Raw genomic sequence first — 20,539 nt, 5'->3', positions numbered from 1 at the left:
GCAGTAGCCGTGGTGTTTGGTCATGATTCCACGCACCGCTTGCTATGTGCGGCGCGTTGATGAATGTGCTGCATACGCCCGCGGATTGGCAGATCGCAGCAAGCTCGCCATTTCCGGCACTCCGGCGCATCATGGTGAGCGACTGACCAACCGGAGCCTGACGATGGATGCAGCCGACAACAGCGCCAAGGTCATGCGAGCAGCGGCTTACGTCCGCATGTCCACCGATCACCAGGATCTCTCCATCGGCATGCAGCTCGATGCGATTCGGGACTACTCGCTCATCAACGGGATCGAGCTGGTTAACGTCTACGAGGACGCTGCCAAAAGCGGCCTCCGGATCACCAACCGAGAAGGCATGAAGCGCCTGATCCGCGACGTGATGGAGGTCCCCAGGCCCTTTGACACTGTCTTGGTGTACGACGTCAGCCGCTGGGGTCGGTTTCAGGACATCGATGCTGCCGCCTACTACGAATACACCTGCCGGCTGCACGGTGTGTCCGTTGTGTACGTCAAAGAAAGCTTCGGCGCCAAGCAAGACGCGATGACTGCGCTTCTGAAAACCATCAAGCGCGCGATGGCAGCCGAATACTCACGCGAGCTGGGCATGAAATGCCGCGACGGCCAGGACAGAGCCATTCGACTCGGCTTCCAAGTAGGGCCCCTGCCCCCGCTGGGACTCACGCGCGTGGCAGTAGATCGCCTGGGGAAGCGGCGCCTGCTCGGGCGAAAGCAACCCAAAGGCTCGCAGGCCGAGCGGGTCGCCTGGGTACACGGACCTCAATGGGAAGTCGATTTGGTGAGGCGGATTTTTCAGATGTACGCCGCAGAAGGCGGGTCGCTCAAGTCTGTTGCACGACAGCTCCAATATGAAGGGGTACTCACGGGTAACGGTCAGCGCTTTACGAACGACACGGTTTTATTGCTCCTGCGCAACGAGGCGTTCATAGGGAACTTCGTCTGGGGAAGAGCTTATCGACAGAAGAAGAACCATCAGCGCGAAACGCGTGCTGACGGTGTGATCGAACCAGTCATCTCGCGAGCTCTCTGGGACACGGTGCAGTGCAAGCTGCAGCGACGTCGGTTCAAGAGGCGTACCAACGATCAGCTTCTTGAAGCGCTGCGACGCCAACTCGAGAAGAACCCCCTGCTCAGCCAGGTGGATCTTGAGAGAACGGGGATGCCGTCAAAGGAAACGTACAACCGTGCGTTCGGCTCGCTCCAAGCCGCCATGCGGCTGGCTGGCAGAGACGTTGGCAAGGTGCGAGAACACCACCTGAAGCAGATCCTGGTGGCACGAGCGATCGGCGACCTGGTTCAGTACGACCTCGTCAAGCTTCTCGTGCGTGAGGGCATCGAGTGCACTCCCCACACCAGGAGCCGGGTTCTGATCCTTGAGAATGGCCTCCGAGCGAGAATTCAGCTTTGCTGGCCCCACTCCTCGGAAGCGGGAAACCGGTGGCTGCTGCTCAAGAAGTCCCTACCTGCAGGCGATTTGGTGATCTTCGCGGCCATGGATCTAGGACCCAAAGCCCACTGGTTTGGCGTTTCGAGCATGGAAGAGTTTCGACGTTTGCCACCATGGGTTCATCAGGATCCGCCAAGTGCTGTCAAGGCGCTCTACACGCCTGGGGCGATCGTGCGTGAGCTCAAGAAGCAGCTTGCACGGCTGAACCCCTCAGCCACAGACGCTGGTCGGCCCCGGGAGCAGCCGCTTGAAACGCAAAACTGCGCAGTTCAACCATGAAAGCAGACGGCTTGGACCCCAGAGCCTTTAGCGACATCGTCCAACGGACGCTTGACGCAGTTGTCGTTCACCGAGTCAAGAACTGCCAACACGTGGATGTCCAATCGATCACCGCCATTCGTGCCGAAATTGAGGATCGACTGTCGATCGCACTTGAAGCCACTGAAGGGTCAGAGCTCACTGGTGAATGGTCGTGGAGGGCCGCGGCACAAGCAATCGCGGGGGAGATTGCTGCAGCAATCATCCAGGATGGGCTTGCCGACTAGTGCGGGGGACGAGGAGGTTACTCCGGATGGAAGACTACTCTCGCCAGGCCGTACCCCGGCACCAAGTCAAAATGCGAACTTTCCCGAGAACGCTATAGCGCCAGACGCGGCGAAACAGAGAATCACGTGATTGAAAGCGATTTGTCCCAGATGAGTGCAGCGGAGCTTCAGGCGCGCGCCGAAGCATTGCTGCGTCAGGCCCAGCAGCAAGCAACGAAGGAATTCGAGTCGACGCTCAATTTCCTGTCGGACAAACTCAAGACCATGGGCAAGACCAAGCGCGATGCTGTGGTGCACCTGGTGAAGATGATGACCAGCATCGAGGCCGAGCAGACGCTTGCCGAGCTGAATGCGATGGCTGGCCGGCCAACGCAGAGAAAGTCGACCCGCAGCGATCTCGACGCATCGGGCATGCCGCCCGAGGTGGGCGTGACCTACATGCTCCCCACTGGGGTGGTTTGGACCCGCAAGATCAAGACAGGCGTCACGCGCAGGGACTTCGCGGAACATGCGAAGACCACGACCTGGGCGGCGATGCGGGTTTGAGCTTCTTGCGGGATTTGGGCGAGGCGACATCACCGGTTGGGTCGAGCGCCATGGTTGCCTGGATTCGATCTGATGTTTGTGCACCAATGCCGGCGCTTCGTCTCAACGCCAAAGAACACAATGCAAATATGGCCTTCTTAATCTTCGGCGAGTAGCATGCCCATATGCCTAACCTCGCAAGCACCCTGAAGTCCGAAATTGCACGCCTGGCGCGCAAAGAGCTGAAATCCGAGATTCAGCTTTTGCGAAAGACAGTGGCGTCACACCGCGGTGAAATCGCAGCGCTCAAGCGTGAGCTCAAAGCGACGCAGGACGCGACGAAGCAACTGGCCAGGCAGATGAGCAAAGCTAAGCCTGCCGAGGAAAGTCCCGCACCGCAAAGCACGCGTCGTGGTAGGCGACCAGCTGGGTATACCGCTGAGGGGCTACTCGCCATTCGCAAACGACTGGGTCTGACCCAAGCGCAGATGGCAGCCCTATTGGAGGTATCTGCTTTGTCGGTCTACAAGTGGGAGAGCGGTCAAACAACACCGCGTGCGGCCCAGCAAGACAAGATCCTTGAGATCAAGAAAATCGGTAAGCGAGAGGCGATGAGCCGGCTCTCCATATCCAGCCATTGATCCGTGGACACAGCTCGGGGAATCTGCAAACAGGTGCAGTCAGACGGCTTCGACTGAAGCGCGCCACCGACTCCAGGCAGATGCAGCACCCCTGAAAACGAGCGCTCCTACATAGCGCCCCGAAGCATCGGGGAATAAGCGCTCATGAGTCGATTGCTATGCCTGTGATCGGATCAGCGTCGCTACCATAAATCTGCCGCCTTCACAGACGACAGAACCAAACGCATTTGGCAATGCGTTGACCGACTACATCGACGGCTTAGCTTCGTTCTATGACATCGGAAAATTTCTATGTGCTTGAACGCTCACGGTAGACTTCCGCTAACGGCCAGTAGCGGACCTTCGCCAAACTCCACCCAATGAACGTCCATCGCTCAGTTTCGTACCGCGCTCAGCGCATCACCGGGCCAACTGCAGTTTTGGTCTCTCTCCGGTTTGGGAAGGCTCCCTTGTCAGGGCCACATGTGATTCGTCTGTTGAGTGAGGGTGAAGACCCAGCCGTTCGTTTCGATTTGATGGCGCATCGAGAGGAGGTCCTCGCGGGTGTTGGGCGAGCGAACGCTGAGTTCAACGGTGTATTGGAGATCGAGGCCATTGAGGTGGTCCCAGGCGACAACCCAGGGCGCGGCGATGCAGAACAGCTCGCATACGAGGTGGCCGCCGCAGTTTTGCGAGGTGCGGTCTAGCCGCGCGTTCGGCCAGAAGCAGACATCCATGTACGACGAACGAACTTTGTTGAAGATCGGTGCACTGGAGCCGCTCAGCGCGACAAGCGAAGATGAATGTCATGAAGCAGTCGCACGCTTTTGCTCTGCAATTGACTCCCATTCCGATCTTCGGTCATTGGTCGATATGGGTTCGTACGATAGCTTCGTGTCCGTCTTTGTGTACTCGCCGGCAGAGGCCGTTCGACGAAACTCTGAAAACGGAGAGGTGCGGGTGAACTACGAAGGGCAACTTCTCTTTTTTCACAAACTTGCGCCTGTTGTCGCTCTGGGGAAAGGTGGTTGGGGTGAGTCGCTTCGACCGGATGGGACTTGGAGTTCGCGGGGCTATGACCAGCTTGACATCGAGAACCTAGTCACGCTCGAGCAAGTGCTGCCAGATCTGCGACGCAGTCGAATTGCAACTGCTTTGGAGAAGACAACCTTTGCGCTTCTTTCTCCTGCGTACCTCATGCAGCCAGCCCCCAGCGATTTCGAACCGGACGAACGCAGTATTGGCGAACCTCCATGGGATCGACTATTCCACGTCTACTTTCAGTTTTGCGACTAGGTATGTTTGCTTTGGGCCCAGCTCGGCCTTAGCTAGCATGACGGTCATCGGCCACAAGGAGACATCTCCGATGACCATTGAACTGCCGCCTGCTTATCGGGCTTACGTCGCCGCAAGCGGCCTGTTTGAGGGCATCGTGGCCACTGCCAAGGGGGACCATGACATCATCCTTTGGGGCGCCGATGAGGTGGCTAGTGGCAACAGGGAACTAGAGGTTGAGCTGTACGCCCCAGGCTTTGTAGCTTTCGCAGGCAATGGCGGTGGAGAAGTGTTTGCCTTCGACAAAGATGGCGCAGTATTCATGCTGCCCACGATTGGTATGGAACCTGACGCCGCGATCCAAGTCGCGAGCGACTTTCTTACGCTTGCGAAAGGGTTTAAGCGAGAAGCTGCACTTGGCGAGTGACCGCTTCGGAGAAGACTGAGCGGCGGCTCAGGGCCCGAAGCGGACCTTGCTGCCTACCCTAAGCGGTCAGTTGGTACAGGTGGAGCTTCGAGGCGCTATGTATGCGCAGTACCCTCTCGACGTACCAGCATTCTTGGCAGCATGATGGAACCGATGGAGGTCAACCAAGATGTCAAAAAGCGAACGCAAATTTCTTGGGATTGTTTACTACGTCAACGATGAACCAAGGCGCGCCTCCGAACGGGAAGACTGGCAAAGCCCCCCACTGTCGGCTTGGTTCGTCGTCATTTCATGGGTGGCATCCATCGGCCTGGTGGGGGCAGGTCTCTTCTCACAACCGTACATGCGGCTCGTAGCTACCGGGAAAGCGGTCGAGAGCCTTATTGAAGTTGTTGTCGTCTTTCTGCTAATAGGCGGCTTCTGCAGTTGGCCTTGGCTCCTCGCCTTTCTAAAAGCTCATGACCCTAAGCAACGAGGTCGGGCGGTTGCGTTCGCTTTTGCGGCCATCGCAATCGCGATATACGTCTTTAACTTCATCTCCAGCGCCCCGGAAGAGGGTGTGGGCTATGGAATTATTTTTGGCGTAATTCTTACTTGGCTTGCCTACCCGATGTCGCGGGCATTTGGGTCGAAATGATGGTGCCAATGACAGCTCCTGGCCGAGAGCAGACGTCAGGTCGCAGCTCTGTCCCGCCCTCTCTGTCCAACGGAGTCTCATTCCGCCGGTGTACTTCTAGAAGGCGTCGGTCAACTCTGGCATCGGCATTGGCCTGCAGGCCAGACGGACTGCTGTCCGACATTGATCCGATCACTCGTCAGCTGGTGCGTCGTCGGAGCTAGGAACCTGCCTGATCTGCCGTTCGATGTCGTCTGCGAAAGTGGAGCTGCCCGTCACGCACAACTCCCTCTGCCAGTTTGTAGCTTTTGCCGTCTGCGTCCTGTCCCATCAGATCCATCGTCATGCCGTCCGGCAGGGCGCCGATTGGGCTGGCGTTGTTGAGGATCTGCAGGTCGGTATGAATCAGCCTGTTGATTCGAAGGTCGCCGGATCCAGGTGAGCCTACATAGGCCGGTGACCGCTTCACTCCGACCCTAGCTTCAAGTTTCGACCCAAGGCAGCTTTCCGCCAGCAATTTCCAGTGTAAGTCAGACCGGTCCAGGCAAGCCGTTTGCAGCAAGAAGCGCGACACGAGCCTCATCCAGCACCTCGACCAGCTCGTTCACAACGAACTGCCGGCTCTCGATGTCAAGCCAAGCTTCGCCTTGCAGCACATGAGCCAGCCGGTAAGCCCGCTCCAGCAGGGCGGCGGCCGCAAGCAGCTCCGGTTGTCCGCTCATGGTCTGTCAGTGGGCCTGGACCAGGTTGGCTGCGCCCAGACCGATGAAAACGATGAAAAGTGCCTTTTGGAACGCTGGGCCGGCGAGGCGGCCGCGAAGCACCTCCCCAAGCCTGAGTCCGCCGAATGCACCGAGCAAAGCCCCGCACACCGCGATGGCAACGGACGACGAGACGGACCCGAGCGGCGCGGACATCTGTATTCTCACTGCGAGTGAGAGGGTGGCAACGGTGAATGACAGCCCCAACGCTTGCACCATCTCATCCTTGCTCAGCCTCAGCGTCTGCAAGTAGGGAACCCAAGGCAAGACAAAGACAGCCGTGAGGGCCGTGACAAACCCGGTGGTCGTGCCTGCAAGCAGGCCGAGCCATTTGCTCGAAAGCGAAAGATCGGGCAGGCGGGGTCGCCACAGGCCCCAAAGGCCATAGGCCACGAGGATGCCGCCGAGCCAGCCCCTGGCCACTTGCGCAGAAACGGCTCCTCCAAGACCCGGTGCGCTGACGGTCACGATCGCTATCGCCAGCCAGCCTGGCCACAGCCGGGCAGCGAGCGCGCGCAGGTGAGGGCCACGGCACTGCGCGACGTTGGTCGCCAACGAGGGGATCACGAGCAGCGCAGCCGCTTGCACCGGTGGCATCCACAAGCCCAGCAAGCTGATGGCCACCGTGGGCAGCCCCATGCCGGTGATGCCCTTTACGCTGCCAGCGAGCACAAAGACCATGACCACCATCAAGAGCTGCAACATGTCCATGCCCGATGGTGCCGGCACAGCGCATGTGCTGTCCATCGTGCAGTCGCGAACACATCCTTCGTGAATTCCGTAGGATGGCCACCATGAGCACCGCCAAGCGCCGTACCACCGATTACCGCATCGATCCGTTTGACCTGCATCTGTTTGCCGCTGTCGTGGCGCATGGAACTATCACAGCTGCTGCTTCGGCCGTGAACCTCTCGCTGGCTGCCGCGAGTGCGCGCCTCAAGGCTCTGGAGGACGCGACCGGATCGCACCTGCTCGAGCGCTCCAAGTCCGGTGCGGCGCCCACCGATGCGGGACGCGCTTTGCTGCGCCACGCCAATCGCGTGCTGGCTGAGCTCGAATCGCTGCATGTGGAGATGGCGAGCTTTGGCCATGGCTTGCGCGGTACGGTTCGGCTGCTGTGTAACACGGCCGCCATGACCGAGACGCTGCCGCGCACGATCGGACAGTTTCTGGTGAAGACCCCTGACCTCGATGTGGACGTGCAAGAGCTACCGAGCGAGGCGGTCATTGACGCCTTGCGCCGTGGCACGGCCGAGCTGGGCATCGTCGCCGATCACGTCGATACTTCCGGGCTGCTGGCGCAACCTTGGGTCGATGACCGTCTGGTGGTGCTGTGGCCAGAGCACTGGTCGCTGGGCCGCCGCCGCTCGATAGCCTATGGCGAATTGCTCGAGCACCCCTTGGTGGGCTTGGCCTGGGACAGTGGACTCAGCCGCTTTCTGGCGGCCCAGGCCAGCCGCAGTGGCCGCGTTCCGCGCCATCGAGTACGTCTGGGCGGCTTTGACGCTGTGGCCGAACTGGTCGCTGCGGGCGTGGGGGCGGCGGTCATGCCCGAGAGCGCTGCCGCGCGCTTTGGCATGGACGGTACCCGCATCGTCCCACTGTCAGATGCTTGGTCTCGCAGAAAACTGCTCGTTTGCATGACCCCCGCAGGGAGTGGGCTCTCCAGCGTATGCGCTCTGGCCGATGCGCTGCTGAAGATGCAACCGACGCTCATTGGTCGATGACTCTAGGACGCATGGTCGGGTCATGGGGAACGACTGCTTCTGGCCGATTGCGGAAGTCTAGCTGCGGCGGCACCAATCCGATATTCAAGAAGTAGGGATCCTCGCCACGAGCCTCTGATCAACCGCATCGCCATTCATCGCAACCGGTGAACGGTCCAATTCGTTCAGGTAGCGTGCTACCTCACAGCGGAAAGAAGGAGGTCGCGGATCCGTTTATGGGACGGTGCGGAAAATCCCCGCGGGAACACGTGCTCTCGTTTAACCAGAAGTTGCTCACTGTCAGCCGCTGCGGAACTGAATCGGCAGCATTCAGAGAAGCGACTGCCGCGTCCCGAAGACCGCCCACCGGGCCCGAACATCACTGCAGCTGAGCGTAGCTCTTGCGCCCGCCGCGCCGTTGGTACTCCGCGAAGCGCTTGGGGTTGTTTTCCTCACAGGCCACGATTTGCTCCCCAGCCTCTCGCATCAGCCGTTTGTTCACGAAACCCGAGATTCGCCCAATCTCCTCCTCGCGGGCAATGACTTGCCTCGCAGCCTGAGTGCGCCGCTTGCACCAGATGATGTCGCGCTCGATCTCGGCGAGCTGGCTCTGCAACTCTTCCGCCTCCTTGCGCTTGGTCTCGGCTGCTTCAAGGTCTCGCTGGCGCTGCATCTCTTCATCCAGGCGACGGCGAACGCCGGGCACTTTGCCCTCTGGATCGTTGTCCCGGTAGTCCTCAATGAACGCCAACATTGACGATGTGGAATTGACCTGGGCATACCGATCTCGGTACTCCTGAAGTTGCAGTTCTCGCCTTACATCGGCTAGCTGCTCGATCAGTCGGTCCGGATCATCCCCCCGGTACTTCTGCTCGAAAGCGCGCAGCGCGATCAGCGACCCCTTGGCATTCTGAAAATCTGCCAGGTACTGCGCGCGCTGCTGCTCGGCGCGCCGCATGTCCTCCTCGCGCAAGTAGCGCTCGATGCTGTCAACCACCTTGGCATCACGAACCACACGGTGAATCCCATCACCGTTCAGGAACATGAACCGCGGGTTGGACGGGTTCGGGGTGAAAAAGGCGGACTCACATGGGTTGTATTCCACCTGGCCCGGTGGGTTGGGCTCGCATCGAATGGTCGCAGGCGCACGGGTATCCAGCCGGGTACCGCCCAAGAAGTTCGCCTGCAGATACAGGATCTTCTTGGCCGGGTCCGCATGCAGTCGCTCGCGGCAGGTGGCAGGCCCGTCCGGCCCCACCGAAACCACCCAGTCGCCCTGCGTAAAGAAGCCAGCGGTCTTCGGATCTCGATTGATACAGACCCGCAGCAATGTGGCGGCGTACTGCTGCTCCGCTGCGCGACAGCTCTTGCCGAAGCAATAGGCGCTTTGAGCGCCCAGGCGCTCGGTGTACTCAATGGCCCATGGCTCTCCGCTTGCTCGAGCCGGGGCGGGCTGCAGCGCGCCGAGCAGCGCGGCAAACATGGCAGCGCCCGCCACCAAGTGTGAAAGATGTGATTTCAATGAATGCTCCCGCTGGTTTGATCCGGCCAGTGCTTCATGGCAGGCCTTGACTTCACGCTGAATTGAATGGATTCGAGGGCCCTTCAGGCGGCGCGTTTTGTACCATATATACGGGTGTGTAAACAGTACTTTCGCATGACAGTGCGGCGGTGCGCAGTACCCAGAACCCCGACCTCATGCAGGCCTTCGCGGCGGAGGTGAAGGCGCGTCGGGGCGAACTGGGCATTTCCCAGGAAGAGCTCGCCCACCGAGCAGCCGTCAACCGCACGTTCGTGGCCAAGGTGGAGCTGGCGCAGAACCAGCCCTCGCTCACCGTGCTGCACAAGTTGTCGCTGGGCTTGGAGATGGACCTGCCAGAGCTGCTGCGCCTGACACTCTTGCGCTACAAGCGGCTCAAGCGCACCAAGACCTGAGCATCTCGGCACCGAACTGCTGGTGGCAGCCGTGCCCGCTTACAGGGTTATCGCCTGTGGCTTGCGGAAGCGGTGTTGTCCATCATGGCGGTCACTGGCCTTTGGTCGCGCTCGGCCACGGGGCCATTCGTCATTTCAGGGAGCGCCAGCATGTGGCTCATCACCCCCATCGGGTTCTTCAGCGTGGTTCGCAAGCCCACGGACATCAAAAACAAGACATTGACCGTCCGCGCCCGCGTGCGCTCGGATCTGGAAGCGCTGCAAGCGCAGTACCTCGCTGAACTGGGCCCGATTCAGGAGAGCTCGGTCAATGACTACCGCTTCAGGGCGGTCGCGCCTCAGGATACGGTTGCTGCCGCCATGGCGCGGCTTGCCGAGACCCTGGACTATTCGAATTTCAAGGATGCCGTAAAACAGCGCCAGGGTGCCGCCCGGGCTCACCTGTATCACGGGGTGTGGGATGTCCTTTATCGGCTCCAGCAAGAGCCCAGCGTGTACATGAGCACCCCCACCAAGCGCGGCCGTGCGCGCTCGCCTGGGGCCAGCTCCTCATGAGCGCGCCTGTCTTTCACCCCAGGCCCGACGATCAGGGTGCGCCTGTACGGCTGAAGAATCCCAGCAGCCCCACGCCCCTCCCCGCCTGGTCAGATCCGAGCGCGACCGCCTGCGTGGTACCCGAGGGCGAAATGCCGGCCTCAGTGAACGGCATCGCAATCAGGCGCTGGTCAGACGCCCCCACCTCCGACGAGGGCTGGGAAGCGCTGGCGGCCAGCCAAGCGATTGGTGAGCCGCCCTTCGAGGTCCCCAAGGGTTACAAGAAGGCAGCCGGTGCGGTCATCCGCGAGGCAGACGGCCGAATCTGGATCGTGGCGCCCAGCAACGCTTTCGCGGGCTACCAGGCAACGTTTCCGAAGGGCACGATGGAAGGCAAGTCGGCGCAGGCGACGGCCCTGGTGGAGGTTTTCGAAGAGAGTGGGCTGCAGGTGAGGCTGATCAAGCACCTCATCGACGTCCCTCGCACCCAGAGCTACACGCGCTACTACCTTGCCGAGCGGGTCGGGGGTAACCCGGCGGACATGGGCTGGGAAACGCAGGCGGTGATGCTCGTGCCATCAACGCAGCTGCACGAGGTCCTCAAAAGCCCCCACGACGGACCAATCGTGAACCTGCTGGCGACGACCGCCTAAAACGTCGAATCAAGCGGGCGGGAACATTTGAGGCCTTGTGCTTGGGCTTGCGGCGTTGAGGCTAAGCGATGTCGAGCTCGCGCCCACATTTCGCGGCAAGGGTCGCACCCTCAATGGCCGTCTGGGTCATGGCGTGCTGAAACTGCGCCATGTCGAACTGGCTCATGCCCACCGACAGATGGGCCGCCTGATCCCTCCAACGCGCGAGCACATTGAGCTGCCGGCGCAACTGATCGAGTGCCTGCTTAGGCTCCATGCCAAATGCGCTTGACGCCTTCATCAAGGGCAAGAGCCTCATCTCGAGCCCTGACCCAGCTGCCTGCTGCGCCTTCAACGACTGCATCGAGAAGGAATGCAGGCGCAGGCCATACGCCGGCGCAAGACGCCACAGCCCGTTCCCCGCGTAGACAAAGCTGATCTTGCGCAACTCATCGCCCGGTTGACGGATGAGGCACATGAACAGCAGACGCTGCCACAGCTCGCGGGCGTCTGATGAGAAATCGAGGCACCGCTCGCGCATCACACCCAGGAGCTCCAGTGGGCTGATGACATCGCACTCGTTGGCGTGCAGCATGCCCCTGGCCGACAGAACGTGCTTGCGCTTGCCCTCTCCTTCCCGGTCGAACCGCGGTGCGATCAGGAAGGGGCCTGAAGGCGAGTGCCGCAGGGTGACCGCAACGCAGTCGATCCCGGCCATCTCGGCCAGCGACATGGCCAGGGCCTCGGAGCGATTGGACAGAGAGTCACCGAAGCTCTTGGGGAGCTTTGCGACCCAAAGGGTATTGTCCTTGCCCAACCAAGTGACCTTGGGGCGTGAGCCGCCCAGAGCGGTGGCGCTCGTCACCAGCAGCTGCAATTGCGCAGAGCTCACGGCCCCGCCCTCCAAGGCGTAAACAGCCGCAGCAAGGGAAGGCAAATCGGATTCGCGGGGGAGCGTGCGACGCGCATGAGGAAGCTCGTCTGGCGACTCCTCTGGCGAAACGAGCCGCAGCGCGCCCAGGCGCGCGACGTTGGGCACGGCCTTCAACCCCTCCAGAACACGAAGCGCCCTACTTTCCCCATGTGACGCCGCGAGCAGCCCGCGCTCGCTAGCCTTGCTCACAACCTGCAACCCGAAGCCAGACGGCGTGGTCTCCGCCAATGCTGCAAAAACGTCGAGGTCTTCCCCCTGACGCGGCGTGAACCGCTGGGGCTTTGCCGTATGGGCCAGGTCGGGTGAGACGGAGAAGAAGCGGGGGCTGATCACCCAACCCTTGTCGTAGGTGAACTCGGAATACACCTCGTCGTTCTGGGTGTAGACGTTCAAACTACCCAGCGCCAGAGAAGTCTGACCCAAGTAGACCGCGAGGTGGACCAACAGGCGAGCTTGCGGCTCATGAGGCAACTGCCGGAGTTTTTCAGGCAGCGCTACGACGTCGACTGTCGCTTGCGCAGGCGCAGCCACCACGGCCGGGCGCGGCGTCGAGTGTCCGCTGCGGCCACGCCTGTCGCGGTACTGCCGATGCCGGATGGCCAGCAGCCGGTTGAACGCCCTCAGCAATCCGAGGTGCAGCGCGCCGCGCATAAGGATCCACAGAGAGACACCCGGGTCACCACGCTCGATGCGGCGAACCATGCTGATGGAGGTGTCAACCTGAGAAGCGAACTCGTGCTGGGTCCAGCCGCGGCGGCGCCGGGCTTGGTGAATGCAATTGGCGAGGTGTTTCTCAGCGCGGGCGATGGCGTGGCTAGCAGAGGTATTCATGGCGGCAAAGGGGTCTCAAGGAACCCTTGCCATTCTTGCGTCACGACTGCTGGTCTACCCTGCATTTGCGGGATCACGCCACGCGCCAACCCAACCTCTACTTCTGACTGGCTCAGGAAATCGAGGGGACCACAACGTGCACATAGCGGTGCTGTGTTGAGCGCGCCAATGGAACAGCAAAACCGAAGATAAGCGCCCTTTGGGCGGTCGGTGGCGTGAACTCTCTTTGTGGAATTACAAGCAAGGGAATCAACCCACGCTCGCGAGAGCAGACTCGATGGCATCCAACCCGACAACACCATCAAATCGGCGTCCAGTTGCGGTAAAGATGGTGGGCGTCCCTCGCACACGAAAGCGCTCGGCCAATGCCATATTGCGATCAAGTGCGCCAAATTCACAAGCCGCTGCTTCGGCGACGGGTTTGCCAGCCATGGCTTCGTTCCAGCTTTGCACACGCGACCCCGAGCACCAGATGCGCTGATTCAGTGATCGAGACTCCGGTCCGAGAAACGACACGGGGAAGGTATGCACCGTAAGGTCACGCATGCCGTCCAGCAACGTGTGCAATTGCCTGCAGAACCCGCAGCGGGGATCTTCGAATGTCACCAGAACACGGCCTTCATTGGGCTTGCCCCGCACATAGGTGATCGCATCCGCGAGGTTGAGGTCCTTGAGACTCAGCATGGGTGTGGTGGCGCGCAGATATGCCGCCTCGCGTTCGGCCGTCAGTGAACGACGCTGAGCGATTTCAACAATCTGCCCCTGGATCAGGTGCTCGCCGCTGTCGTCGATATAGAGCACCTTGCCACGCACGATGACCTCGTGCAGTCCGGGAAGTGGACCGGCCTGAATGGCCTCGACCTTCGCGCCCGTGAGGGCCTCCACGATCGCCGACAGCGCCGCCGCGCTGCGCGGCCCCGGTGCCTGGGCCCAGACCGGGCCCGCGGCCACCAGGCCGGCCCAGACCGAGATGTGCTTCAAACCGTCGCGTCGCTGCCTGTCCATGGTGCTTCCTGCCGGGTGGGTGGGGGGATGCGCGCACTCTGGCAGCGCTCCATGACGCTTCGGGGTCGGGCGCAGCCGAATGGTCCGAACGGACCATGCGGGCCCTGGCTGGGGCCTGGTGGGGTGGCGCGCATCGAAGCTGTCACAAAGGCCTCGCACACTCGTGGCCATTCAGTGTCCCAACGGCCACCCGTGCTCGACGCCACCACCCCCGGTCAACACCCCCCGACGCGCAGCGCCAGCGCGGGCGGTGCCACCTCGCGTGGCAGCCTGCTCAACGTGCTCGAGGTGTCGACCAGCCCCGTGCTCGGCGTGGCCGTGCTCTGGAGCCTGGCCAGCCTGCTCGACGGCGGCATCCACCCCGAATACCTGCTGCTGGCCGTGGTCGTGTTCGCCATGACCTTCCCCGGCCCTTCGCGGCTGAACGGCACCGTCCGCATGCTGCTGCTCGACGTGGCGCTGAGCTGGGCCACCACCTTCGGCCTGCTGCTGGCCGCGGGCTGGACGACGGGCTACGTCAAGCTGTTCCCGCACGAGGTCATCGGCGGCTGGATGGCGCTGGTGCCCACGCTGGACACCGCGGCCTGGCTCGCGCTGCGCGCGGCCGCCCCCGCCCTGGTGCGGTGGCAGGGCCCGCCGGTGCGCGCGCTGGTGGCCGGCATGAACGCCCAGGGCCTGCAGCTCGCGCACAACCTGCAGGACGCGCGCTTGCACAACTTCCATGTGGTCGGCTTCGTGGACGACCGCTCGCGCGAGCGCCTGCCCGCCGAGCCGCGCTTTGCGCTGCTGGGCCGCTTCGACAGCCTCGCCGACGTGATCCGCCAGCAGGGCATCGACCACGTCTACATCTCTTTGCCCATGGCCTCGCAGCCGCGCATCCTCAAGCTGCTCGACGATCTCAAGGACACCACGGCCTCGATCTATTTCGTGCCCGACCTGTTCGTGACCGACCTGATCCAGAGCAAGCCCACCGTGCTGTGCGGCGTGCCCGTGATCTCCGTGTGCGACACGCCGTTCCAGGGCATGAACGGCCTGCTCAAGCGCGGCAGCGACATCCTGCTGTCGTTGTGCATCCTGCTGGTGCTGTCGCCGCTGCTGCTCGCGCTGGCGATCGCCGTCAAGCTCAGCTCGCCCGGGCCGGTCATCTTCAAGCAGCGCCGCTATGGCCAGTCGGGCGAAGAGATCCTGGTCTACAAGTTCCGTTCGATGACCGTGGTCGAAGACGGCGCCCAGATCACCCAGGCGCGCCGCAACGACCAGCGCATCACGCCTTTGGGCGCGGTGCTGCGCCGCACCTCGCTCGACGAACTGCCGCAGTTCTTCAACGTGCTGCAGGGGCGCATGAGCATCGTGGGCCCACGGCCGCACGCGGTGGCGCACAACGAGCTCTACCGCAAGCTCATCAAGGGTTACATGGTGCGGCACAAGGTCAAGCCCGGCATCACGGGCTGGGCCCAGGTCAATGGCTACCGCGGCGAGACCGACACCCTGGACAAGATGGAAGGCCGCATCGCGCACGACCTCGACTACCTGCGCAACTGGTCGCTCAAGCTCGACCTGCTCATCATCCTCAAGACCATCCGCCTGGTCTTCAAGGACCAGCAGGCCTATTGATGCAAGCCGGCCGCCGCGCGGTGCGCCGCCTGCGCACCCTCCCTGTGCCAGCCTTGGCGCTGCCCCTGGGGTTGGCCCTGGGGTTGGCCGGCCCGCCGCTGTGCGCGCAGCCGCAGGACGGGCTGAGCCTGAGCGCGGGCTACCGCATCCAGCACGACGACAACCTGTTTCGCCTGCCCGACGGCGCCGACCCGCAGCGCGTGCTCGGCCGCGCCGATGCCGGCGAGACCGTGCGGCTGCGCTCCGTCGGCCTGCGCTACGCGCACGACTTCGGCCTGCAGCGGCTCGAAGCCGACCTGGGCCTGGTGGACTACGCCTACGACCGCTACACGCAGCTCGATCTGCTCGCGCGCAACCACAACCTGCGCTGGCGCTGGGCCGTCACGCCATGGATCACGGGCACGCTGCGCTCGCAACGCGACGAAAGCGTCAACAGCTTCGCCGACGCCAGCGTGCTCACGCAAGGCAACCGGCGCCTGCGCCGCGACGACAGCGCCGACCTGCGCTGGCAGGTCGATGCGCGCTGGAGCCTGCTGGCCGATGTGCGCGACACGAGCAACATTAACCAGCAGCCGCTGCTCGGCGAAGCCAGCGAACGCCTGCGCTCGGGCGCGATCGGCCTGCGCCACGACACCGCGCGCGGCAGCAGCGCGGTACTGCGCCTGCGCAGCGGTCGCGGCGAAACCCTGGACCCGTTGCGCACGCCCGACCCGCTGCGCGACAACGGCTTCTCGCAGCACGAATGGCTGCTCGACCTCGCCTGGCCCGCCACCGGCCAGCTCAGCGTGGACGCCGGCCTCGCGCGGGTGCAGCGGCGCCACCAGCGGCTCGCGCTGCGCGACTACGACGCCACCAACACGCGCCTGAACCTGAGCTGGACGCCCACCGCCAAGACGCTGCTGCGCTGGAGCGCCAGCGAAGACACCGACAGCTATCAGACCGCGCAATCGAGCATCGCGCGCACGCAGCGCTGGTCGCTGCTGGCCAACTGGTCGATCACGCCGCGCCTCGCGCTCACGCTGCAGACCGGCGAGGAGCGCCGCCGTGCCCTGCAGCCACCGCCGGGCCAGGCCCCCGACCCCCGGCGCGACCGCACGCGCGACCAGTCGTTGGGCCTGCGCTGGTCGGTGCAGGACAACGCCAGCCTGGACCTGCGCTGGCAGCGCGTGCGCCGGTTCAGCACCGACCCCGGCGCCACCTTCGACAGCCGCGCGCTATCACTCGGTTTGAACGCGAGCTTCTGAGCCCGGGACGGCTCGGCCGAGCGCCTTCACGGCCAGCGGACCGAACCAGGCCTGCACGGTTTCGCCGGTGTTGTTCGAGTCGCTCATCAGACCCAGACCCGTGACCCGACCAGGCGCTTCGCCGAAAGCCAGCCGGTAATCGGCCTCGACATCGCGCTCGATGTCGCTCCAGCGACCCAGCCCCTCGGCGCCCGACTGCACCACCAACATGCGGATGCGCTCGGTATGGGGATTGGCGATCACAGTGCCCACCGGGTAGCGGTGATCCCACACATACATGAGCGTGGCCTGTGGCAGCGGCTCGCCCGTGACCAGTTGCACGATTTCGGACAGCAGATGATCGCGCGCACGGAATGCCGAACGATCGCCATCGAAGGTCAGGATCACACGGACCACCGCGTCGTCGATGTCGGCGTCGCGCAGGTCGGCGCTGTCGTTGAGCCGAGGCACAAACCAGGAGAAGCGCAGCCGCAGCAAGGGCTCGACCGCGCGCGCCAGCGGCAGGCGCAGCGTGCTGTTGCCGGCCTCACTGCGGGCGCGCAAGGCGGCGCGACCTTGGTGGTGTCCGGGCTCGTAGTCGGTGGGCCGCTGCTGGCCGTAGCGCTGATGGCGCCACCCCGGCGTGTCGCCAAGGTCGGCCAAGTCAGAGGCCTGCACCCAGTCCGATTGCGCCAGCGGCGCCGGCGTCTCGGCGTGGTGCGCTTCGTGGGGCGTGGCCGAACAGGCCGCCAGCGCCGATACCACTGCGGCGAGCAGCGCACTGCCCCCGAGCAGGCGGCGCGAGAAAGTGCGCGGCCGCGCTCGGCCCTCAGGGCTGAGCGGGCAAGGCAACAGGCTTGTTCTCATCGAGCTGGTCGCGGTAGGTCTGCAAGGTGTTCTCCAGGCCCACGCGGCGCAGGCCGGTGAAGGCCTCCAGGCTCAGCGCGGGCTTGTCGGCGTGGTACTGGCGGCAGTCTTCGATCAGCGCGCGGCCCGTCGTGTACAGGCCCTGGCTGCGGCGCGTGCAGGCGGCCAGTTCCTGGCCCAGCGTGGCCTGGCGGCCATCGAGCGCGCGGCCGCGCTCGGTGGCCGCCGCCAGCTCCTTGTCCAGGCGGCTCGCGCGCGCCTGCGCTTGCGCCAGTTGCGCTTCGAGCGCGGCCTTGTCGCGGGCCAGCGCGTCGCGCTCCTCGCGCGCCGCGGCGAGATCGCGCGCCAGGCGCTGGCCGCGCGCTGCCTCGCTGCGCGCCTGCTGCTGCGCCGCCTGGGCCGCGCCGTCGAGCCGGGCACGCGCCGCTTCGGCGGCCGCGAGCTGCTGCTGCAGCGCGCCCAGTTCCTGCGTCGCGCGCTGGGCCTGCTGCTGGGCGCGGCGCAGGGCCTCGCGCTCGCGCTGGCTGCGCTTGTCGTCCTGCGCCGACGCGCCCACGCACAGGGCCAACAGCACCACGCCGAGAACGGCGCGCACGCCGGTGTTGTGCCAGACCATCAGAAATCCTCCGTTCGGTAGGGCCCGCTCGCGCGCGGGCTTTGCTGGCGCAGCCCGTCGCGCGCGCCGGCCGCTTGCAGGCGCAGGGCGAGGTCGGGGCGCTGCAGTTGTTCGGCCCAGTACAGGGGCGACAGGCCGCTGCTGTCGGCGCGGTTGGGGTCGGCCCCGCGCGCGAGCAGGGCATCGAGCAGCGCGGGCTGGTCGCTGTTGATCGCGATGAGCAGCAGGCTGTCGCCCGAACGGTCGCGCGCCTCGGGGTTGGCGCCGGCCGCGAGCAGCGCCTGCGCCACGCCCCCCAGGCCGAGGCGCGCCGCCAGCACCAGCGGCGTGGGCTCGCCGGGCGGCGCGGCGTCGGGTTCGGCGCCGGCCTTGAGCAGCAGGCGCACCATGTGCAGGTGGCCGCGCACCACCGCGGCCGACAAGGGCGTGGCGCCCGCGTGGGGCCGCCCTTCGGGTTCGGCGCCCGCACGCAGCAGCACGCGCGCGGTTTCGAGGTCGCCCGCGCGCGCCGCCTGCAGCAGCGGCGTGCGCCCGAGTGCGTCGGTGGCGTTCACCAGCGCGCCTTCCTTGAGGGCTTCGCGCACGGCAGCGGCGTCGCCCTCGGCGGCCGCGTTCAGCAGGCGCTGGTCCAGCGGCGTGGCCAGGCGCGGGGGCTGCTCGCGCGCGGCGCGCGCGGCCTCGGCGGTGGCCTGCGGGCTGGTGAACCAGCGCTGCTGGTCCTCGGGTGTGGACGCGCCCTGCTCCAGGCGCTCGCGCAGGGCCAGCGCCTGCTCGCCGTGCGAGGCACAGCCGACCAGCAGCGCGCACGCCAGCAGCGCCGTCAGGCCGTCAGAAACGCGCATGGAAGTTGACCTGCAGGCTGTTGATCGAAAGCGGCAGGCCCGAGATCTCGCGGCTGGAGAGCCAGCGTGCGCTGAGCCAGGTGTTGCGGCTCAGGCCGTACTGGGCGCCGACGATGAAGCCCTTGTTGTTGGTGCCGCCGAGGTGGAAGTCCGAATCGGTGAAGGCGTCGAGCACGGCGTCGGCCTCGAGGTAGCGGTAAGCCAGCGAGAGCTGCCAGTCGCCCTTGAGCAGCATGTTGGGCATGCCGATGGCCGCGCGCAGCATGTAGCCCTGGTCCTCGGGCGCCAGGTTCAGGCCGGTGCGCGCCAGCGCGCGCGCCTGGCTGTAGCCGATGTTCTTCACGTAGTCGGCACCGAGGATCAGGTGCACCGGGTTGAACAGCGTGTAGTCAACCGCCGTCGTGAGGTTGAGCACGCGGTAGTCGGCCGCGAGACCGAAGGGCCCGCTGAAGTTGGTCGGATTCGACAGGTTGAACAGCGTGTTGCCCTTCTGGCGGAACGCGGGCTGCGTGCCGTTCTGCGTGACGCTGTTGAAGTCGTTGCGCACGCCGCTGACGTTGCGGAAGTCGTACAGCGCCAGGCCGACCTTGGCGCGGAACTCGTTGCTGGGCACCCATTCCACGCCGCCTTGCGCGGCGAGCAGCGAGCGGCTGCGCGCGGCATTGCTCGCCGAGCGCTCGCTGTCTTGCAGCGGGAACCAGCCCACGGTGGCGAAGGGGCGCCATTCGCGCGTGCTCGCGGCGGGGTCTTCGTACTGCAGCGCGATGCCGTCGAACGCGAGGTCGTCGTCCCACATCAGGTCGGTGCTGAAGAAGGGGTTGGGGATGCGGCCCGCGGTCGTGGTGAGCCAGGGCAGCACGTCCTGCGAGCGCGCGCGCAGGTAGGCCCTGTCGAGCGCGAAGTTGTACTTGCTGCCGTAGTTGCCCAGGGTCTGGTTGGTCGACACCGGATCGCTGCTGCTGCCGGTGGTCAGGCGCAGCGCGGCGGTCACGTCCTGCGTGACGCGCGCGGTCAGGCCCAGGCGGGCGCGCAGGCGCTCGCGGTCGCGGTCGATCAGGGTGTTGTTGATGTTCTGGCCCGCGATCTGCTGGAACACCTCGGGCGCGTTGGTCTTGTCGAACATGTCGCGCTGGTAGCCCACGCGGATCTCGCCGTCGAAGCGGAAGCGGTCGACCCACTCGGGCACCGCGTTCACGTCGCCCCAGCGCTCGGCCTTGGCCTGGGCCACCACCTCTTCGCGCACCTCGTTGGCGATCTGCTGCCGCACCGAGGCCGGCACGTACTGGATGCGCACCGTGTTCTGCTCGGCCTTCTGCTGCTCGGCCACGGTGGCGCGCGCCCGCGCCTCGGCCTGCGCCACCAGGGCGCGCGCCTTGTCGGCCGGCAGCACGCCCTGCTGCACCAGGGCTTCGATGAGCTGCAGCGTGGTCTGGCGCAGGGTTTCGAGGCTTTCGCGCTCGCTGCCCGCGGTCTGCGCCTGCGCGGCGCCGGCGATGAGCAGGGCCGCGGCCAGGACGCCGGGGCGCAGGGCAAAGGCAAAGGGCTGCTGGTTCATGGGCGTTC

General features: G+C 64.4%; 23 protein-coding genes. 13 read left to right on the top strand and 10 right to left on the bottom strand.

The features are described from left to right. The first annotated feature begins 22 nt into the window (after nucleotides 1–22). The 4 genes from WDZ95_RS19625 to WDZ95_RS19610 all read left to right on the top strand — a co-directional run bounded on the left by WDZ95_RS19625 (nucleotide 23) and on the right by WDZ95_RS19610 (nucleotide 3,179). Nucleotides 23–1,747: a recombinase family protein gene (locus tag WDZ95_RS19625; RefSeq protein WP_425780944.1), complete on the top strand. Its 1,725-nt coding sequence runs from the start codon at nucleotides 23–25 to the stop codon at nucleotides 1,745–1,747. Beyond that, nucleotides 1,744–2,013 carry a hypothetical protein gene (locus WDZ95_RS19620; RefSeq protein ID WP_425780942.1) on the top strand — a complete coding sequence of 90 codons (270 nt, stop codon included), beginning with the start codon at nucleotides 1,744–1,746 and terminating at the stop codon, nucleotides 2,011–2,013. Before WDZ95_RS19625 ends, WDZ95_RS19620 begins: the two co-directional genes overlap by 4 nt. Nucleotides 2,014–2,139: 126 nt before the next feature. Continuing rightward, complete coding sequence (locus WDZ95_RS19615) at nucleotides 2,140–2,559, top strand: hypothetical protein (RefSeq protein WP_425780940.1); 420 nt, start codon at nucleotides 2,140–2,142, stop codon at nucleotides 2,557–2,559. A gap of 164 nt (nucleotides 2,560–2,723) precedes the next feature. After that, nucleotides 2,724–3,179, top strand: a complete 456-nt coding sequence (locus WDZ95_RS19610) for a helix-turn-helix domain-containing protein (RefSeq protein WP_425780938.1) — start codon at nucleotides 2,724–2,726, stop codon at nucleotides 3,177–3,179. Nucleotides 3,180–3,631: 452 nt separating this feature from the next. On the opposite strand, the gene WDZ95_RS19605 is transcribed toward WDZ95_RS19610, so the two are convergent. Continuing rightward, the gene (locus WDZ95_RS19605; RefSeq protein WP_166228084.1) at nucleotides 3,632–3,895 is read right to left on the bottom strand and encodes a hypothetical protein; all 264 of its coding nucleotides are present in this window, start codon (nucleotides 3,893–3,895) and stop codon (nucleotides 3,632–3,634) included. On the opposite strand from WDZ95_RS19605, the gene WDZ95_RS19600 reads away from it, so the two are divergent. The 3 genes from WDZ95_RS19600 (at nucleotide 3,894) to WDZ95_RS19590 (ending at nucleotide 5,497) form a co-directional block, all read left to right on the top strand. Continuing rightward, entirely contained in the window at nucleotides 3,894–4,454 is a 561-nt protein-coding gene (locus WDZ95_RS19600) for a hypothetical protein (protein ID WP_166228086.1), read from the top strand. The genes WDZ95_RS19605 and WDZ95_RS19600 overlap by 2 nt on opposite strands. 70 nt (nucleotides 4,455–4,524) lie before the next feature. After that, nucleotides 4,525–4,860: an SMI1/KNR4 family protein gene (locus WDZ95_RS19595; protein ID WP_166228088.1), complete on the top strand. Its 336-nt coding sequence runs from the start codon at nucleotides 4,525–4,527 to the stop codon at nucleotides 4,858–4,860. A gap of 169 nt (nucleotides 4,861–5,029) precedes the next feature. Further along, the gene (locus WDZ95_RS19590) at nucleotides 5,030–5,497 is read left to right on the top strand and encodes a hypothetical protein (RefSeq protein ID WP_425780935.1); all 468 of its coding nucleotides are present in this window, start codon (nucleotides 5,030–5,032) and stop codon (nucleotides 5,495–5,497) included. 509 nt (nucleotides 5,498–6,006) lie between these two features. Here WDZ95_RS19590 and WDZ95_RS19585 read toward each other — a convergent pair. Next, entirely contained in the window at nucleotides 6,007–6,198 is a 192-nt protein-coding gene (locus WDZ95_RS19585; protein WP_425780933.1) for a hypothetical protein, read from the bottom strand. A 6-nt stretch (nucleotides 6,199–6,204) separates the two neighbouring features. Next, nucleotides 6,205–6,948, bottom strand: coding sequence for a sulfite exporter TauE/SafE family protein (locus WDZ95_RS19580; RefSeq protein ID WP_240936468.1), 744 nt, complete (start codon nucleotides 6,946–6,948; stop codon nucleotides 6,205–6,207). Nucleotides 6,949–7,031: 83 nt separating this feature from the next. Here WDZ95_RS19580 and WDZ95_RS19575 point away from each other — a divergent pair, with 83 nt between their 5' ends. Next, complete coding sequence (locus tag WDZ95_RS19575) at nucleotides 7,032–7,964, top strand: LysR substrate-binding domain-containing protein (RefSeq protein WP_240936469.1); 933 nt, start codon at nucleotides 7,032–7,034, stop codon at nucleotides 7,962–7,964. A 358-nt stretch (nucleotides 7,965–8,322) separates the two neighbouring features. On the opposite strand, the gene WDZ95_RS19570 is transcribed toward WDZ95_RS19575, so the two are convergent. Further along, nucleotides 8,323–9,426, bottom strand: a complete 1,104-nt coding sequence (locus WDZ95_RS19570) for a hypothetical protein (RefSeq protein WP_425780930.1) — start codon at nucleotides 9,424–9,426, stop codon at nucleotides 8,323–8,325. Nucleotides 9,427–9,614: 188 nt separating this feature from the next. Between WDZ95_RS19570 and WDZ95_RS19565 the strand changes: the two genes are divergently transcribed. The 3 genes from WDZ95_RS19565 (at nucleotide 9,615) to WDZ95_RS19555 (ending at nucleotide 11,065) form a co-directional block, all read left to right on the top strand. Beyond that, complete coding sequence (locus WDZ95_RS19565; protein WP_166223128.1) at nucleotides 9,615–9,878, top strand: helix-turn-helix domain-containing protein; 264 nt, start codon at nucleotides 9,615–9,617, stop codon at nucleotides 9,876–9,878. A gap of 150 nt (nucleotides 9,879–10,028) precedes the next feature. Further along, complete coding sequence (locus tag WDZ95_RS19560; protein ID WP_425780928.1) at nucleotides 10,029–10,433, top strand: hypothetical protein; 405 nt, start codon at nucleotides 10,029–10,031, stop codon at nucleotides 10,431–10,433. Further along, nucleotides 10,430–11,065 carry an NUDIX hydrolase gene (locus WDZ95_RS19555; RefSeq protein ID WP_287468310.1) on the top strand — a complete coding sequence of 212 codons (636 nt, stop codon included), beginning with the start codon at nucleotides 10,430–10,432 and terminating at the stop codon, nucleotides 11,063–11,065. The genes WDZ95_RS19560 and WDZ95_RS19555 overlap by 4 nt, the downstream gene beginning before the upstream one ends. 61 nt (nucleotides 11,066–11,126) lie before the next feature. Here WDZ95_RS19555 and WDZ95_RS19550 read toward each other — a convergent pair whose 3' ends face one another. Continuing rightward, nucleotides 11,127–12,809 carry a HipA domain-containing protein gene (locus WDZ95_RS19550; RefSeq protein ID WP_425780925.1) on the bottom strand — a complete coding sequence of 561 codons (1,683 nt, stop codon included), beginning with the start codon at nucleotides 12,807–12,809 and terminating at the stop codon, nucleotides 11,127–11,129. A 249-nt stretch (nucleotides 12,810–13,058) separates the two neighbouring features. Further along, nucleotides 13,059–13,814 (bottom strand): DsbC family protein, encoded by a 756-nt coding sequence (locus WDZ95_RS19545; RefSeq protein ID WP_425780923.1) that lies wholly within the window; start codon nucleotides 13,812–13,814, stop codon nucleotides 13,059–13,061. Between the two features lie 174 nt (nucleotides 13,815–13,988). Between WDZ95_RS19545 and WDZ95_RS19540 the strand changes: the two genes are divergently transcribed. After that, a complete protein-coding gene (locus WDZ95_RS19540) occupies nucleotides 13,989–15,428 on the top strand; it encodes an undecaprenyl-phosphate glucose phosphotransferase (RefSeq protein ID WP_425780921.1) in 1,440 nt (479 codons plus the stop codon). Then, nucleotides 15,428–16,672: an XrtB/PEP-CTERM-associated polysaccharide biosynthesis outer membrane protein EpsL gene (epsL, locus tag WDZ95_RS19535; RefSeq protein WP_425780919.1), complete on the top strand. Its 1,245-nt coding sequence runs from the start codon at nucleotides 15,428–15,430 to the stop codon at nucleotides 16,670–16,672. Before WDZ95_RS19540 ends, epsL begins: the two co-directional genes overlap by 1 nt. On the opposite strand, the gene WDZ95_RS19530 is transcribed toward epsL, so the two are convergent. The 4 genes from WDZ95_RS19530 to WDZ95_RS19515 are packed head-to-tail and all read right to left on the bottom strand — an operon-like array spanning nucleotide 16,646 to nucleotide 20,531. After that, on the bottom strand, nucleotides 16,646–17,518 hold the full coding sequence (locus WDZ95_RS19530) for a DUF3047 domain-containing protein (protein WP_425780917.1): 873 nt from the start codon (nucleotides 17,516–17,518) through the stop codon (nucleotides 16,646–16,648). The genes epsL and WDZ95_RS19530 overlap by 27 nt on opposite strands. Further along, nucleotides 17,481–18,134: a hypothetical protein gene (locus tag WDZ95_RS19525; protein ID WP_425780915.1), complete on the bottom strand. Its 654-nt coding sequence runs from the start codon at nucleotides 18,132–18,134 to the stop codon at nucleotides 17,481–17,483. The genes WDZ95_RS19530 and WDZ95_RS19525 overlap by 38 nt, the downstream gene beginning before the upstream one ends. After that, nucleotides 18,134–18,976, bottom strand: coding sequence for an ankyrin repeat domain-containing protein (locus WDZ95_RS19520; protein ID WP_425780914.1), 843 nt, complete (start codon nucleotides 18,974–18,976; stop codon nucleotides 18,134–18,136). Before WDZ95_RS19520 ends, WDZ95_RS19525 begins: the two co-directional genes overlap by 1 nt. Next, complete coding sequence (locus WDZ95_RS19515) at nucleotides 18,963–20,531, bottom strand: putative porin (RefSeq protein ID WP_425780913.1); 1,569 nt, start codon at nucleotides 20,529–20,531, stop codon at nucleotides 18,963–18,965. The genes WDZ95_RS19520 and WDZ95_RS19515 overlap by 14 nt, the downstream gene beginning before the upstream one ends. Between the last annotated feature and the right edge of the window lie 8 nt (nucleotides 20,532–20,539).

Source organism: Hydrogenophaga sp. T2 (assembly GCF_049843535.1).
GTDB lineage: Bacteria > Pseudomonadota > Gammaproteobacteria > Burkholderiales > Burkholderiaceae_C > Hydrogenophaga > Hydrogenophaga crocea.
This window is presented reverse-complemented; position numbering and strand designations above follow the sequence as displayed.

What these genes read in the sequence shown, in the direction of transcription:
- WDZ95_RS19580 (WP_240936468.1), bottom strand. Translation starts at nt 6,948, where the DNA reads ATGGACATGTTGCAGCTCTTGATGGTGGTCATGGTCTTTGTGCTCGCT.
- WDZ95_RS19585 (WP_425780933.1), bottom strand. Translation starts at nt 6,198, where the DNA reads ATGAGCGGACAACCGGAGCTGCTTGCGGCCGCCGCCCTGCTGGAGCGG.
- WDZ95_RS19570 (WP_425780930.1), bottom strand. Translation starts at nt 9,426, where the DNA reads ATGTTTGCCGCGCTGCTCGGCGCGCTGCAGCCCGCCCCGGCTCGAGCA.
- WDZ95_RS19550 (WP_425780925.1), bottom strand. Translation starts at nt 12,809, where the DNA reads ATGAATACCTCTGCTAGCCACGCCATCGCCCGCGCTGAGAAACACCTC.
- WDZ95_RS19625 (WP_425780944.1), top strand. Translation starts at nt 23, where the DNA reads ATGATTCCACGCACCGCTTGCTATGTGCGGCGCGTTGATGAATGTGCT.
- WDZ95_RS19520 (WP_425780914.1), bottom strand. Translation starts at nt 18,976, where the DNA reads ATGCGCGTTTCTGACGGCCTGACGGCGCTGCTGGCGTGCGCGCTGCTG.
- WDZ95_RS19620 (WP_425780942.1), top strand. Translation starts at nt 1,744, where the DNA reads ATGAAAGCAGACGGCTTGGACCCCAGAGCCTTTAGCGACATCGTCCAA.
- WDZ95_RS19530 (WP_425780917.1), bottom strand. Translation starts at nt 17,518, where the DNA reads ATGAGAACAAGCCTGTTGCCTTGCCCGCTCAGCCCTGAGGGCCGAGCG.
- WDZ95_RS19590 (WP_425780935.1), top strand. Translation starts at nt 5,030, where the DNA reads ATGTCAAAAAGCGAACGCAAATTTCTTGGGATTGTTTACTACGTCAAC.
- WDZ95_RS19560 (WP_425780928.1), top strand. Translation starts at nt 10,029, where the DNA reads ATGTGGCTCATCACCCCCATCGGGTTCTTCAGCGTGGTTCGCAAGCCC.
- WDZ95_RS19525 (WP_425780915.1), bottom strand. Translation starts at nt 18,134, where the DNA reads ATGGTCTGGCACAACACCGGCGTGCGCGCCGTTCTCGGCGTGGTGCTG.
- WDZ95_RS19555 (WP_287468310.1), top strand. Translation starts at nt 10,430, where the DNA reads ATGAGCGCGCCTGTCTTTCACCCCAGGCCCGACGATCAGGGTGCGCCT.
- WDZ95_RS19515 (WP_425780913.1), bottom strand. Translation starts at nt 20,531, where the DNA reads ATGAACCAGCAGCCCTTTGCCTTTGCCCTGCGCCCCGGCGTCCTGGCC.
- WDZ95_RS19610 (WP_425780938.1), top strand. Translation starts at nt 2,724, where the DNA reads ATGCCTAACCTCGCAAGCACCCTGAAGTCCGAAATTGCACGCCTGGCG.
- WDZ95_RS19605 (WP_166228084.1), bottom strand. Translation starts at nt 3,895, where the DNA reads ATGGATGTCTGCTTCTGGCCGAACGCGCGGCTAGACCGCACCTCGCAA.
- WDZ95_RS19600 (WP_166228086.1), top strand. Translation starts at nt 3,894, where the DNA reads ATGTACGACGAACGAACTTTGTTGAAGATCGGTGCACTGGAGCCGCTC.
- WDZ95_RS19595 (WP_166228088.1), top strand. Translation starts at nt 4,525, where the DNA reads ATGACCATTGAACTGCCGCCTGCTTATCGGGCTTACGTCGCCGCAAGC.
- WDZ95_RS19545 (WP_425780923.1), bottom strand. Translation starts at nt 13,814, where the DNA reads ATGGACAGGCAGCGACGCGACGGTTTGAAGCACATCTCGGTCTGGGCC.
- WDZ95_RS19575 (WP_240936469.1), top strand. Translation starts at nt 7,032, where the DNA reads ATGAGCACCGCCAAGCGCCGTACCACCGATTACCGCATCGATCCGTTT.
- epsL (WP_425780919.1), top strand. Translation starts at nt 15,428, where the DNA reads ATGCAAGCCGGCCGCCGCGCGGTGCGCCGCCTGCGCACCCTCCCTGTG.